Below are 12,785 nucleotides of genomic sequence, written 5' to 3' on the forward strand. Positions count from 1 at the left end.
ATCTGTCCCCGCTCACTTGTAGATATAACCGACGACGCCGTTGTAGCGACCGGGCGGCAGTTTGGTTTCCATCGTGCCGTAAACGCGATTGACCTTGCCAAGGATGTATCCCGCGCCATCGCTGGCCGGATTGAGATTGTCGTCGGGTCGCGCAAGCTGCTGGCGGGCAACGGGGCGTGCCAGATAAGGTGTGACGATCACCACCAGTTCGGATTCGTTGCGGATGAAATCCTTGCTGCGGAACAGCGCGCCGAGGACCGGAATCTTGGTAAGGCCTGGAAAGCCGGAAACCGACTGGCGCACTTCATCGCGGATCAACCCACCGATCATCATGGAACCGCCGGACGGAAGTTCGACCGTGGTATCGGCGACACGCTTGCGCAGCGATAGAACACTTGCGCCAACGCCATCCATCTTGTTGGTGGTGCCTGCGCCTTCTGTCGTCGGCTCAGAGACGGAGGTTCTGATTTTCAGGCTGATGCGTCCCGGCCCCAGCACGGTCGGCATGAATTCGAGACCAATGCCGTAGTTGATCTTGGCCAGTTCATTGGTGCGCTTTCCGTCATCATCATATTTGACGCTGTTGATGACATTATATTCGCCGCCGACATTGAAGGCCGCTTTTTCGCCGGAGATTGCGGTCAGGGTCGGCTCGGCGAGCGTCTTCATGACGCCTGCCGATTCCATTGCCCGCAGATAGGCGGAAAAATTGCTTGTCGCGAGGCCGAATCCGGTATCGGACAGGTTGTTGCCAATGGCTCCGGCAATACTCTCGGAAATTCCCCCATAGGAAATGCCGTTCGAAACACCGCTGCCTGCCATATTGACGCCAAGCTGCTTCATAACCGAGCGGCTGACTTCCGCGACGGTGACTTTCAATGTCACCTGATCCTCACCGACGATAGTCAGCATATTGACGATGGCGCTCGCGCGGCGGTTCCGGTCGGGATTGTTGATAGCAACGCCGCCGCCATCTGTTGGCGCGGACGCAGTCGTGGTGAACTGACCGGTTGTTGCTTCGCCACCGGAAACGAAAAGGCCTGCAAGCTTTGCGGCCTGTGCAGAATCCTGTGGGGTCTGCACCGTTCCGGTCAGCACCACATTGTCGTTGATCAGTTCGACGCGAATATCGGAACCGGGAATGAGGCGCTTCAGCTGGGATGAAATCCCGCTCACATCGCGCTCGATTTCGACATTGATGGATGCGACCTGTTCGCCATTGGGACCGAAAACGAAAATATTGGTCTGTCCGACCTGCTTGCCGAAAAGATAGATGCGTCGCGACGTACGCGTCACCGCATCGGCGATTGTCGGGTTGGAGACGAGAACGTCATAAGCATCCTGCGGAAGATCGAGCACGACCGACTTGTTGAGGCCAAGCTTGATCGTCTGCGAACGCTGCTGGCTGCCGACCTTGACGATGCCGGCCGCCGCCATGGCGGACATATCGGTGAGTGGTAGTGAGAAGGCGGCAAGCGCGCTGGTTAAAAGTGCGACTTTTGCGGAATATGGGCGCACGCGTTTTGTCTTTCTCATGAGCGCGGTCCTATTTCTGTAACGCTGCCGGACTTGATGACTTTGACCGTTCCGCTGCGGGTCGGCGAGGAAACCAGATAGTCGGCCTGCTTGATATCCTTGTCCTCGACATCCTGTGTCGAGCGAAGTGCCAGCGTCAGGCGGTCTGCCATCTGCTGGGCGACGGTGATGATTTCGGCCTGTTCCGGCGTGACTTCGAGCGTCGCGGTCTGGCCGACCATGACCTTGCGGCCCTGTTCGTCTTCCTGAATGGCCTGATCGATGGCCAGAACACGCACATTCTGCAACACGGTTTCTGTGGTGAATGGCGTCAGCGATTTATCGCCATTGTCCGGCTTGCGGCGGGTCATGATGACATCGACGAAGTCATTGGGAAGAATGAAGCCGCCTGCCGAGCTTTCGGCATTGATCTGTGTCGCGACGGCGCGCATGCCGGGTGGCAGGATCGACGACATGAAGCTCTGTCCCGGACCGATGAGCTTGGTCTTGCGGATCGGTTCGCCCGTGAAGAACTGCAGGCGCACGGTTGCGCCACTCAACTGATTGATGGCGTCGGGTTCGCTTGCGCGGGTGATATAGCCGTCGCTGACAGCTTCGGCAGGCCAGGGCTGCCAGCGCATCTGCGATGTAAGCTCTGCGCCGACACCGAGATTTTCGGTGGCAACCAGCACGTCTTCCAGCTTCATCTGCGGCGTTTCAGGCGCGACGACAACGGGAGCAGGCGGCGGTGCGGCGAGGTTCATGGCAATATAGCCAGCGCCACCTGCCGCAAGAACGGCCACTCCTAAAATGAGCAGTCGAGCTGATTTCATGATGTGCCCCGCGCAAATCCCCACGTCTTGATGACGTGTTCCAAAATTGCACTGGGAATCGTGTAATTATGGTTAATATAATCTTATTCGAATAAAGAAAGATTGGGAGTACACGCGAACGTTGCGCATAAATGCGCTTAAAATGCCCCTGCCATATAGGTTTTCATCGTTTCCCCGACTGGCGACAGTGGAAATGTCCAGAGACCGGCAGCGCCAAGTGCAATGCCGTAGGGAATGCCCACATCCTTGCGGGCGAGTGTTCCCAAGAAGGCATAGCGATCCGCCAGAAGCGGACGGGGGATCATCCTGTAGAGGATGATCGTGAGTGTCAGCACGCCGCCCAGGATCGAAACCATCACAATATAATCCATGAGGCTGGCATTGGGACCGAACCACAAGGCCGTCGCCGCAATGAGCTTGGCGTCACCACCACCCATGGCGCGCAGGCAAAAGAGCGAAAAGGTGATGATGAGTACGATACCGCCGACAGCCAGATGCCAGCCATAGTCTGCGAGGGAAATTCCGCAGAACGGTGCGAGCAGGACAAAGCCCAGGGTCAGTCCGATGGAAACGCGGTTGCGGATGGTCATCGAGGTCAAGTCGGTGATCATGGCCGTCACCATTGCCAGAGCAAAGATTGCCGTCATGGCTGCTGCTGTCATTGCCGATCCCCCGCGTCGCCTGTCATCCCATCATTTGGTCACCGTTTGCACGGAGTTGCGCTTTGATGATTAGCGGTTCGTCGCCTGTTCGAACTGTATGGCCGTGTCATTGAATTTTTCGCCGACATTACCGGCCACGAGCGCGACACCGCTGATGATCATTATGGAAACGAGTGTGCCGATCAGCGCATATTCGATTGCTGTCGAACCGGCCCTGTTCTTCATGAAGCGCGTCATCAATGTCGGCATCACATGCTCCTCGCTGTTCCGATCGCGCTGGTTTTTGGAAACGCGCTCTAGTTTCGGATGAGCTGAAGCATAAGAGAGAGGAATTGTGGCCCTCTTAACAATCAGGGTTAATGAAGTGTAACGGCGCTTTCCGGATCACTGCAATCGCACGATTGGTTAATCTTTGGCGAATTGTGAACGCGGTCTGCACGGAAGGGTAGCGACTTAATTCTTCCTTCACCAATCCCCTTCATTCTTTGCTCATTATATTGATGGGGTTCCATTCGCTGAGCCCACTATATCTGCGGGGGAATGTCGCGTGACGCGTCGATTGTTTGCTTTGGGTGGCTTCGGCATGGTGTCCGCCATGGGCCTTGCGTTCATGACGGTCTTTGCGGCCATACCGGCGTCTGCGGAAGACTACATTGCTCTTGAAACAAGCCAGGCGCGCATCTTGCGGCTCGCGCGGCCAGCCGACAGTGTCGTGATCGGAAATCCGTCGATTGCCGATGCCGTCGTTCAGGATGCACAGACTATTGTTCTGACTGGCAAGGATTTTGGCGTCACCAATATTGTCGTCATGGACAAGCAGGGCGAACCGATCCTCGACCGTGAGCTGGTGGTTTCCCGCAATGCACGCGGCACGACGCGAATTTACCGGCAGGCCGAAGTGCAAACGCTTTCCTGTACGCCTTACTGCGAAAAAGCCTCAACGAAGAACGGCTTCGACGACAAGTAACGCTATTCAGTCGTGAGTCCCTGTTCCGTTAATACTCTTTCAGGTTGTCCTGTTGTAACGATACTCCCAATGGAATTCATGTGAAGTTGGGTGGGGTTATGACTTTCCGGATTTTGGCGCTTGGCCTTGCAGGGGTGAGCGCGAACTTACGCCGTTTTGCCCGTGCACAACATGGTGTGGCGGCGGTGGAGTTCGCGTTGCTCATCGTTCCGTTCCTGATCATCATCTTTGCGACGATCGAAATCGGTATGAGTTTTGTGGCGCGTCAGGTCATATCCAATGCGACAGAGACTGTTGCACGCCGATTGCAGACGGGGCAGATCAGAGGGGCTCAAATCAGCGAAGGAACCCTGCGCACCGAACTCTGTCAGCAGATGCAGTTTATGGTCGCGCAAGGCTGTCCCAATCTTTCGCTCAATCTGGGAACCTACGAAGGCTTCGACAAGGTTCCGATTGACCAGATTCTCGACGGTGAGGGCAAGCTCACGCGGACAGGTATTATCGGGACCAGTGGAACCTCGACGATCAATCAGCTCAACGTGGTTTATGCGTGGCCCGTGCTGACAAACATCCTTTATCTGATCGAAAATCCACATGCTGCAGGGGGCACCATGCCGCTCTTTGCGACCCTCACCTGGCAGAACGAACCCTTCCCGAACTAAAACAACTGATGTGCGTTCCGAAAATCGCCTCGCACTTTTCGGAATGCATTCTGGAGCGATCGATTGCCATGCGTACTTGTCTTCGAAAATTCCTGAATGATAGACGCGGATTGGGTGCGGTTGAATTCGCACTGATCGCGCCCGTCCTGCTTCTGATTTATCTGGGCTCTGTTGATCTGGCTGACGGGGTCGACACGAACAAGAAAGTGTCGCGCTCGGCGAGCAGCCTCGCTGATCTGGTTGCCCGCCAATTGTCGGTCACGAAGAATGATCTGAACGATATGTTCAACATCAGTCGCGCGTCACTGCTGCCCTATGGTCGGAGCACACCGAAGATAAGGATCACCGCAATCAGGATTGACGGAACGGCGAGGGCCAGCAACCTGACACCGGAGGTCGATTGGTCCTATGCCAACATTGCGGATTTTGCCGCCAAGAAGGGGGATGTCGGCGATATTCCGTCAAGCCTTCTGGATGAAGGATCGTATTTCATCAAAGTCGACGTCGAACTCGACTACAGGCCGCTCAATGCATGGATTTCCACGAGCATTCCGATGAGCGAAACCTATTATCTGGCGCCCCGCTATACGAACACGCTTCCCTGTACCAATTGCTGAACATCTTGGCATTGCGGACAAAACTGAACATATAAGGGCAAAGCCAATGCATGGCTCTTGTTCAGGATCAGTTTTCTATGCCCGAATTGCCAGAAGTCGAAACGGTTCGCCGTGGTCTGCAGCCCGTCATGGAGGGCGCGACCGTCAGCCAAGTCGAACAACGACGCCCGGACTTGCGCTTTCCCTTTCCCGACCACTTTGTCGAACGGCTTTCCGGTCGGCGCATTTCGGCGCTTGGACGTCGCGCGAAATATCTGACGATCCATCTCGATGACGGCCTATCCGTCATCAGCCATCTTGGCATGTCGGGTTCGTTTCGCATCGAGACTGATGATGACGGCGGCACGCCCGGCGAATTCCATCATGAGCGCTCCAAGCTGAGTGCGCATGACCATGTTGTGTTTCATCTTCTGCGGGCCGATGGCGCTCCGGCCCGTATCGTCTACAACGATCCGCGTCGCTTCGGCTTCATGCTTTTTGCGGAAGAAGGCACGCTCGATAGTCACCCGCTGCTGGCAAGCCTCGGCATAGAGCCGACAGGCAATCTGCTCTCGGGCACCATTCTGGCCGAACTCTTCAAGGGGCGTCGGACGCCGCTCAAGGCGGCGCTGCTCGATCAGCGGCTGATAGCTGGTCTTGGTAATATCTATGTTTGCGAGGCGCTCTGGCGTAGCCACCTGTCGCCCATGCAGACAGCCGGGTCTGTTGCGCAGAATCCCGCAATCATGGAGCAATTGGCTGCCGATATCCGCACAGTGATCGCGGAAGCCATTGCCGCAGGCGGTTCAACCCTCAAGGACTATATTCAGGCAGATGGCGCGCTTGGCTATTTCCAACACTCCTTCTCCGTCTATGGGCGCGAGGGCGAGCCATGCAAAAACCCTGCCTGCAACGGCATTGTGGAACGGGCGGTACAGTCGGGACGTTCAACTTTTTTCTGTGCCTCCTGCCAGCAATGAGGCCTTGAAAAAGAAGTGACGCCGGTCCACTTTGCCCGCCAACCAGCGAGAGCGCATCCCGAAAAGTGTGAAACGGTTTTCGGACAAGATGCGCGGTTCAAACCGAAAAGATAGAGCATTTCCCGTGATTCAGGAAAAACAGGAAACGCTTGATCTGCCCGAAGGAGGAGTTCAATCCATGGCCTATGAAACGATCATCGTCGAGACACGTGGCGGCGTTGGCCTCATCCGCCTCAACCGCCCGCAGGCGCTCAATGCCTTGAACCGCAAGGTTCTCGACGAATTGACGGAAGCTCTCGGCGCTTTCGATACGGACGGCAAGATCGGCGCTATCGTCCTCACCGGTTCCGAAAAGGCCTTCGCTGCCGGTGCCGACATCAAGGAAATGCAGCCGATCGATTTCGTGGATGCCTATCTTCAGGACATGTTTGCTGACTGGCAGAAAGTGGATCGGGTCCGCAAGCCGATCATCGCGGCGGTTTCGGGCTATGCGCTGGGCGGCGGCTGCGAACTCGCCATGATGTGCGATTTCATCATCGCGGGCAGCAACGCAAAATTCGGCCAGCCGGAAATCACGCTCGGCGTCATGCCCGGCATGGGCGGCTCGCAGCGTCTCACGCGCTATGTCGGCAAGTCCAAGGCGATGGATATGTGCCTCACCGGGCGCATGATGGATGCGGCGGAAGCAGAACGCAGCGGTCTCGTCTCGCGCGTCGTTGCGCCGGAAGAGCTTCTTGACGAAGCGCTGAAGGCGGCAGAACGCATTGCATCCTTCTCACGTCCGTCTGTGCTGATGGTCAAGGAAGCGGTCAATCGTACCTACGAAATGACGCTGAGCGAAGGACTCCGCTTCGAGCGGCGCCAGTTCCATTCGCTGTTTGCGACGGAAGACCAGAAGGAAGGCATGGCAGCCTTCATCGACAAGCGTACGCCGTCGTTCAAGAATCGCTAAAGCTTGTCTCCCTAAAGTGGGAACCGGTTTCGGGATAAAGACATGCTTGAAAAGACAAATAGATAGAGCAGTTTCAATGACTCGGTTTTAGTCGGAACCGCCCCAATTGATCGGCTGGTGGTCGAGTGACTGCCCTGACAAGAGCATCATGGAAGCCTTCCGGTCGCTTTCGGCAGGCTTTCAGGCCGGGTTTGCGGCTTTTTGATCGAGCTTTGGGGCAGAATCCACGTTGACGCCGCGCCAAAGCTGATCTATAAGCCCGCCACGGATCGGCGGCCCCCAGGGATCTTCAAGGGATTTTCTCGGCTGCCCTAGAGGTTTTGTGCCCGGCGGTTTTTGCCCCTGGCTAGCTGACAGAAAAAAGAGAGGCATTTATGGCCAATACTCCTTCGGCCAAGAAGGCAGTGCGCAAGATCGCTGCCCGCACCGAAATCAACAAGTCCCGCCGTTCGCGCGTTCGTACCTTCGTGCGCAAGCTGGAAGACGCTCTGCTGAGCGGCGACAAGCAGGCTGCAGAAGTCGCATTCAAGGCTGCTGAGCCTGAACTGATGCGCGCTGCTTCCAAGGGCGTGATGCACAAGAATACCGCCTCGCGTAAGGTGTCTCGCCTTGCTCAGCGCGTTAAGGCTCTGAACGCCTAAGCATTCATCCATTTTTATGGAATGTTTTCGAAACCCGGCTCATTGTTAGCCGGGTTTTCTTTTTTGAGCGTTTCTCAGAACACTGGCATTCTTTCATACCACCCTGAATTGTAGAGATTTTTCAATGCCTAGCTGGAATATTTCAGAGGGCGGTTAATCTCGCATGAGGCTATTTAAGTAGTATTTTCAAATGGTTGTGGATTATTATCCACTGTTATCCACAGGCGGGTTTAGGGACTCGGAAGGGGGTTTGAGTCAAGGAATATTTTTAAATTTATTTTTAGGAAGAACATATCAAGATCACCTAAAAATTGCCCCACGAAAACACATTGAATCCAAAGGTGTTATTTCGCTGGCGTCCGATTCCCTACTTTTGTCGAGTCCCCCTGCAAGGGCTTTCAGCAAAAAAATGTGGCTTTCTGAGGCTTGCCCTTTGCTGCGAGGCTTCGCTAAAGTCAGGGCATAAGAGGGGTGGGCCACCGGCCCGGAGTTAGCATCAAATAGCGAGTTTGTCGGCGTGGGCATCACAGCCCGCGGGTGTTATATTCTGGTCGTAAGGTCCTGTTCCTCATGGTTGTTTGCTTACCGTTCGTTAACCGGAATGCCGTTTTAGGCATGTCCCCGACAATTGAATGGTTGTGGCGGATTTCTTTCCGGGCAATCAGCCTCCGGTAAAAGTGTTGTGAGTCGTAAAAAGGTCGCCGGGAAGGAGTATCCGGGTGTTGGTCCTGATGGGACCGTTTGAGTTTGTGTTTGGCCCAGAGCTGTAGAGCCGGGCTTTATGAGTGAGTACCTACCAGGCCAGACGGATAAAAAATCCGCGGTTCGGACAGGAAAAAATGACAAGCGCCAAAAAACGGCGCGTACGAATGTGAAGGCAGGCGAGACGATGGCAATGATGACCGGCAAATCGACGGCAACGATGGGTGATGATGCACATGCGAACCGTATCCATGGATCTTCTGCTACCGGAAATGAAAAGAGCCTGGTCGAGTTGAGCGGCAATGCAGGTGACGAGGTTTTCGAGCGCCTTACGGCAAAGCTGAAAGCCCGCGTCGGCACCGAGATTTATTCCAGCTGGTTCGGTCGTCTGAAGCTCGACGATATCTCCAAGAGCATTGTCCGCCTGTCGGTTCCGACAGCATTTTTGCGCTCCTGGATCAACAATCACTATTCTGAACTGCTGACCGAGCTGTGGCAGGAAGAAAACCCGCAAATCCTGAAAGTTGAAGTCGTGGTTCGCGGTGTCAGCCGCGTGGTGCGCAGCGCAGCTCCAGTGGAAGCCTGCGAAGCAGTTGAAACCAAGCCTGCTGTGGCTCCGCGCGAAAAGATGGTGTTTCCCGTTGGACAGTCGCTCGGTGAGAAGCGCGGTTCTGCAGTCGTTGCAGAATCGGCATCGGGTTCCGTTCTGGGTTCGCCGCTCGACCCGCGCTATACGTTCGACAGCTTTGTCGATGGCGCATCGAATCGCGTGGCCCTTGCCGCCGCCCGCACCATTGCGGAAGCCGGTTCCAGCGCGGTGCGTTTCAATCCGCTTTTCATCCATGCTTCCGTCGGCCTCGGCAAGACGCATCTTCTTCAGGCCATTGCCGCGGCAGCGTTGCAGCGTCAGGAAAAGGCCCGCGTTGTCTATCTGACAGCTGAGTATTTCATGTGGCGCTTTGCCACCGCGATCCGCGACAACAATGCGCTGTCCTTCAAGGAACAGCTGCGCGATATCGACCTTCTCGTCATCGACGACATGCAGTTCCTGCAGGGCAAGTCGATCCAGCATGAGTTCTGCCACCTCCTGAACACGCTGCTCGACAGCGCCAAGCAGGTCGTTGTCGCTGCTGACCGTGCGCCGTCCGAACTGGAATCGCTCGATGTGCGTGTTCGCTCGCGTCTTCAGGGTGGCGTTGCGCTCGAAGTGGCGGCCCCTGATTATGACATGCGTGTCGAGATGCTGCGCCGTCGTCTCGCCGTCGCGCAGGCAGAAGATTCGAGCCTGAACATTGGTGAAGAGATTCTCTCCCACGTTGCCCGCACCGTCACCGGATCGGGCCGCGAACTGGAAGGTGCTTTCAACCAGCTTCTGTTCCGTCAGTCCTTCGAGCCGAACATCTCCATCGACCGCGTCGATGAGCTGCTCGGTCATCTGACCCGCGTTGGCGAACCGAAGCGTATCCGCATCGAGGAAATCCAGCGCATCGTGGCGCGTCATTACAATGTCTCGAAGCAGGACCTGCTGTCGAACCGCCGCACGCGCACCATCGTCAAGCCGCGTCAGGTGGCAATGTATCTCGCCAAGATGATGACGCCGCGTTCTCTGCCGGAAATCGGTCGCCGCTTCGGCGGTCGCGATCACACCACGGTTCTTCATGCCGTGCGCAAGATCGAGGATCTGGTTGGCGCCGACACCAAGCTGGCGCAGGAACTGGAGCTTCTGAAGCGCCTCATCAACGATCAGGCGGCCTGATTACAGTAGCTTCCCCGCTATCAATCGCGGTTATCAACAAAAAGCCCGGGCCCTGTCGCTTTCCGACATGGCGCGGGCTTGCTTTTCTCCTTAAAAATCTGCCACTTTAACGGACCTTCTGGCGCCCCTGGCGCCTTATCGACAGGGGCCGCCTGCCTGCCCGTCAGATGCAGTTGCCCTGTCCCAGCGAGCGAGTGCGTTTGAACATGCGTGTTACCCTAGAGCGATCGAACCTTCTCAAATCTCTCAACCACGTCCATCGCGTCGTGGAGCGCCGCAACACGATACCGATTTTGTCGAACGTGCTTTTGCAGGCTGAGGGCGCAAGTCTCGCACTCAAGGCGACCGACCTTGATCTTGAGGTCAATGAAGCGACAGCCGCCATGGTGGAACAGGCAGGCGCTACGACGGTTCCGGCACATCTTCTCTATGACATCGTCCGCAAGCTGCCGGATGGCGCTGAAGTCATGCTGTCGACCAATCCGGATGGTGGTTCCATTTCGGTCATTTCCGGCAAGTCGTCTTTCCGCCTCCAGTGCCTGCCGCAGTCCGATTTCCCGGAACTGACCGCTGGGGCATTTACCCATTCCTTCCGGATCGAGGCGCAGGCTCTGAAGCGTCTCATTGACCGCACGCAGTTTGCGATTTCGACGGAAGAAACCCGCTATTACCTCAATGGCATTTTCTTTCACGCCATCGAAAGCGAGGGTGCCCTGAAGCTACGCGCTGTCGCGACCGACGGTCACCGTCTGGCGCGCGCCGAGCTGGAAGCACCGTCCGGCACGGAAGGCATGCCGGGCATCATCATCCCGCGCAAAACGGTTGCCGAACTGCAGAAGCTGGTCGATGTGCCGGATGTGGTCGTTACTGTTGAACTGTCGGACGCCAAGATTCGCTTCACGGTTGGATCGGTGGTCCTCACCTCGAAGCTGATCGACGGAACCTTCCCGGATTACCAGCGCGTGATTCCGTCTGGCAACGACAAGAAGCTCACCATCGGACGCCAGGAATTTGCGGCCTCCGTGGATCGTGTCTCGACCATTTCGAGCGAACGTGGCCGCGCGGTGAAGCTTTCAATCGCCGATGGCCAACTGACGCTCACCGTCAACAATCCCGATTCCGGCAGTGCAACTGACGAGCTTGCGGCGGACTATGACGCCGATCCGCTCGATATCGGGTTCAACTCGAAATACCTGCTCGACATTACGAGCCAGCTTTCGGGTTCGGACGCGGTCTTCATGCTGGCCGATGCAGGTTCGCCGACGCTGGTGCGCGACACCGGCGATGAAGACGTATTGTACGTCCTGATGCCTATGCGTGTTTAAAGAACAGAAAAGTGAATACGCCTGAGCCTAATCAAAGCCGCCCGGAACGTGTTTCGATCCGGCGGCTCAAGCTTGTGAATTTCCGCAATTATGCGGAACTATCACTGCCGCTTGGGCCCGGCCATGTCGTGCTGACTGGCGAAAATGGTTCCGGCAAGACCAATCTGATCGAAGCAATTTCCTTTCTGTCGCCGGGACGCGGCCTGCGCCGTGCTGCTTATGACGATGTTGCCCGCGCAAATTCGCTTGATGGCTTTGCCATTCATGCCGCGCTTGACTGTATGATCTATGGCGAAGCGGAAGTCGGCACGGGCACAGCAGGCGGCGGCGAGGGGGGGCGCAAGGTACGTATCAACGGGATTGCGGGTTCCGGCGACGACATGCTCGACTATGCGCGCATCCTTTGGGTGGTGCCGTCGATGGATGGGCTTTTCACCGGAGGCGCTTCTGATCGCCGGCGTTTCCTCGACCGTATGGTGCTTGCTATCGATACCGCTCACGGCAAGCGCGTGCTCGATTACGAAAAAGCGATGCGCAGCCGCAACCGCTTGCTGAACGATGGCAGTAATGACGACCAATGGCTGGATGCGATCGAAAGCCAGATGGCGGAGCTAGGCACGGCCATTGCTGCTGCGCGCGCCGAAGCCATGCGCCTGATTGCGGCGATGATCGAACGGCTGCCTGTCGAAGGACCGTTTCCAAAGGCCGATTGCTTTCTGGAAGGGACATTGGAGCAGAGAATCAATGTCGAGGCGGCGCTTGATCTCGAAGAAGACTTTCGCCGTACCCTGCGCGATGGCCGCGCGAGAGACCGGGCGGCAGGCCGCACGCTTGAAGGCCCGCATCGTACCGATCTGATCGTCCAGCACAGACCCAAATCCATGCCAGCCGCGCTCTGTTCCACGGGCGAACAAAAGGCGCTTTTGATCGGTCTCGTGCTTGCCCATGCCCGACTGACGGCAGAGCTTTCCGGTATGGCTCCGATTCTCCTGCTCGATGAAATCGCCGCGCATCTCGATACAGGTCGCCGCGCCGCGCTCTTTGGCATCCTTGATGAGCTTGGCGGACAGGCCTTCATGACGGGCACGGATCGCGCGCTTTTTGAAGCGCTTGAAGGGGAAGCGCAATTCTTCAATGTCTCTGCCGGTCATCTCACCAGGCTGTCTGACACCTGATCCGAACCGGTTCCATTTT

At 56.5% G+C, this 12,785-nt stretch carries 13 protein-coding genes; 9 read left to right on the plus strand and 4 right to left on the minus strand.

The genetic code is table 11. The features are described from left to right. Window positions 1-12 precede the first annotated feature (12 nt). The 4 genes from CES86_RS13030 to CES86_RS13045 all read right to left on the minus strand — a co-directional run bounded on the left by CES86_RS13030 (window position 13) and on the right by CES86_RS13045 (window position 3,259). On the minus strand, window positions 13-1,536 hold the full coding sequence (locus CES86_RS13030; RefSeq protein WP_094514576.1) for a type II and III secretion system protein family protein: 1,524 nt from the start codon (window positions 1,534-1,536) through the stop codon (window positions 13-15). Continuing rightward, window positions 1,533-2,348, minus strand: a complete 816-nt coding sequence (cpaB, locus tag CES86_RS13035) for a Flp pilus assembly protein CpaB (RefSeq protein WP_010657801.1) — start codon at window positions 2,346-2,348, stop codon at window positions 1,533-1,535. Before cpaB ends, CES86_RS13030 begins: the two co-directional genes overlap by 4 nt. 137 nt (window positions 2,349-2,485) lie before the next feature. Then, window positions 2,486-3,010 (minus strand): A24 family peptidase, encoded by a 525-nt coding sequence (locus CES86_RS13040; protein WP_012090972.1) that lies wholly within the window; start codon window positions 3,008-3,010, stop codon window positions 2,486-2,488. 69 nt (window positions 3,011-3,079) lie between these two features. Further along, on the minus strand, window positions 3,080-3,259 hold the full coding sequence (locus CES86_RS13045) for a Flp family type IVb pilin (RefSeq protein WP_010657803.1): 180 nt from the start codon (window positions 3,257-3,259) through the stop codon (window positions 3,080-3,082). Window positions 3,260-3,557: 298 nt separating this feature from the next. On the opposite strand from CES86_RS13045, the gene CES86_RS13050 reads away from it, so the two are divergent. The 9 genes from CES86_RS13050 to recF all read left to right on the plus strand — a co-directional run bounded on the left by CES86_RS13050 (window position 3,558) and on the right by recF (window position 12,766). Continuing rightward, a complete protein-coding gene (locus CES86_RS13050) occupies window positions 3,558-3,977 on the plus strand; it encodes a pilus assembly protein N-terminal domain-containing protein (RefSeq protein ID WP_012090970.1) in 420 nt (139 codons plus the stop codon). Between the two features lie 98 nt (window positions 3,978-4,075). Beyond that, entirely contained in the window at window positions 4,076-4,639 is a 564-nt protein-coding gene (locus CES86_RS13055) for a TadE/TadG family type IV pilus assembly protein (RefSeq protein ID WP_012090969.1), read from the plus strand. A 68-nt stretch (window positions 4,640-4,707) separates the two neighbouring features. Then, window positions 4,708-5,256 carry a TadE/TadG family type IV pilus assembly protein gene (locus CES86_RS13060; RefSeq protein ID WP_012090968.1) on the plus strand — a complete coding sequence of 183 codons (549 nt, stop codon included), beginning with the start codon at window positions 4,708-4,710 and terminating at the stop codon, window positions 5,254-5,256. Between the two features lie 77 nt (window positions 5,257-5,333). Then, entirely contained in the window at window positions 5,334-6,215 is an 882-nt protein-coding gene (mutM, locus tag CES86_RS13065) for a bifunctional DNA-formamidopyrimidine glycosylase/DNA-(apurinic or apyrimidinic site) lyase (RefSeq protein WP_040130028.1), read from the plus strand. A gap of 178 nt (window positions 6,216-6,393) precedes the next feature. Beyond that, complete coding sequence (locus CES86_RS13070; RefSeq protein ID WP_010657808.1) at window positions 6,394-7,167, plus strand: enoyl-CoA hydratase; 774 nt, start codon at window positions 6,394-6,396, stop codon at window positions 7,165-7,167. Between the two features lie 374 nt (window positions 7,168-7,541). Then, window positions 7,542-7,808 (plus strand): 30S ribosomal protein S20, encoded by a 267-nt coding sequence (gene rpsT, locus CES86_RS13080; protein WP_010657809.1) that lies wholly within the window; start codon window positions 7,542-7,544, stop codon window positions 7,806-7,808. Window positions 7,809-8,703: 895 nt separating this feature from the next. Next, window positions 8,704-10,266, plus strand: coding sequence for a chromosomal replication initiator protein DnaA (gene dnaA, locus CES86_RS13085; RefSeq protein WP_011982245.1), 1,563 nt, complete (start codon window positions 8,704-8,706; stop codon window positions 10,264-10,266). Window positions 10,267-10,472: 206 nt separating this feature from the next. After that, window positions 10,473-11,591: a DNA polymerase III subunit beta gene (gene dnaN, locus CES86_RS13090; protein WP_040129048.1), complete on the plus strand. Its 1,119-nt coding sequence runs from the start codon at window positions 10,473-10,475 to the stop codon at window positions 11,589-11,591. An 11-nt stretch (window positions 11,592-11,602) separates the two neighbouring features. After that, a complete protein-coding gene (gene recF / locus CES86_RS13095; protein WP_094514578.1) occupies window positions 11,603-12,766 on the plus strand; it encodes a DNA replication/repair protein RecF in 1,164 nt (387 codons plus the stop codon). Window positions 12,767-12,785 lie beyond the last annotated feature (19 nt).

The organism is Brucella lupini, from assembly GCF_002252535.1.
Taxonomy (GTDB): domain Bacteria; phylum Pseudomonadota; class Alphaproteobacteria; order Rhizobiales; family Rhizobiaceae; genus Brucella; species Brucella anthropi.

What these genes read in the sequence shown, in the direction of transcription:
- CES86_RS13030 (WP_094514576.1), bottom strand. Translation starts at nt 1,536, where the DNA reads ATGAGAAAGACAAAACGCGTGCGCCCATATTCCGCAAAAGTCGCACTT.
- rpsT (WP_010657809.1), top strand. Translation starts at nt 7,542, where the DNA reads ATGGCCAATACTCCTTCGGCCAAGAAGGCAGTGCGCAAGATCGCTGCC.
- CES86_RS13055 (WP_012090969.1), top strand. Translation starts at nt 4,076, where the DNA reads ATGACTTTCCGGATTTTGGCGCTTGGCCTTGCAGGGGTGAGCGCGAAC.
- CES86_RS13045 (WP_010657803.1), bottom strand. Translation starts at nt 3,259, where the DNA reads ATGCCGACATTGATGACGCGCTTCATGAAGAACAGGGCCGGTTCGACA.
- CES86_RS13040 (WP_012090972.1), bottom strand. Translation starts at nt 3,010, where the DNA reads ATGACAGCAGCAGCCATGACGGCAATCTTTGCTCTGGCAATGGTGACG.
- mutM (WP_040130028.1), top strand. Translation starts at nt 5,334, where the DNA reads ATGCCCGAATTGCCAGAAGTCGAAACGGTTCGCCGTGGTCTGCAGCCC.
- dnaN (WP_040129048.1), top strand. Translation starts at nt 10,473, where the DNA reads ATGCGTGTTACCCTAGAGCGATCGAACCTTCTCAAATCTCTCAACCAC.
- dnaA (WP_011982245.1), top strand. Translation starts at nt 8,704, where the DNA reads ATGATGACCGGCAAATCGACGGCAACGATGGGTGATGATGCACATGCG.
- CES86_RS13070 (WP_010657808.1), top strand. Translation starts at nt 6,394, where the DNA reads ATGGCCTATGAAACGATCATCGTCGAGACACGTGGCGGCGTTGGCCTC.
- cpaB (WP_010657801.1), bottom strand. Translation starts at nt 2,348, where the DNA reads ATGAAATCAGCTCGACTGCTCATTTTAGGAGTGGCCGTTCTTGCGGCA.
- CES86_RS13060 (WP_012090968.1), top strand. Translation starts at nt 4,708, where the DNA reads ATGCGTACTTGTCTTCGAAAATTCCTGAATGATAGACGCGGATTGGGT.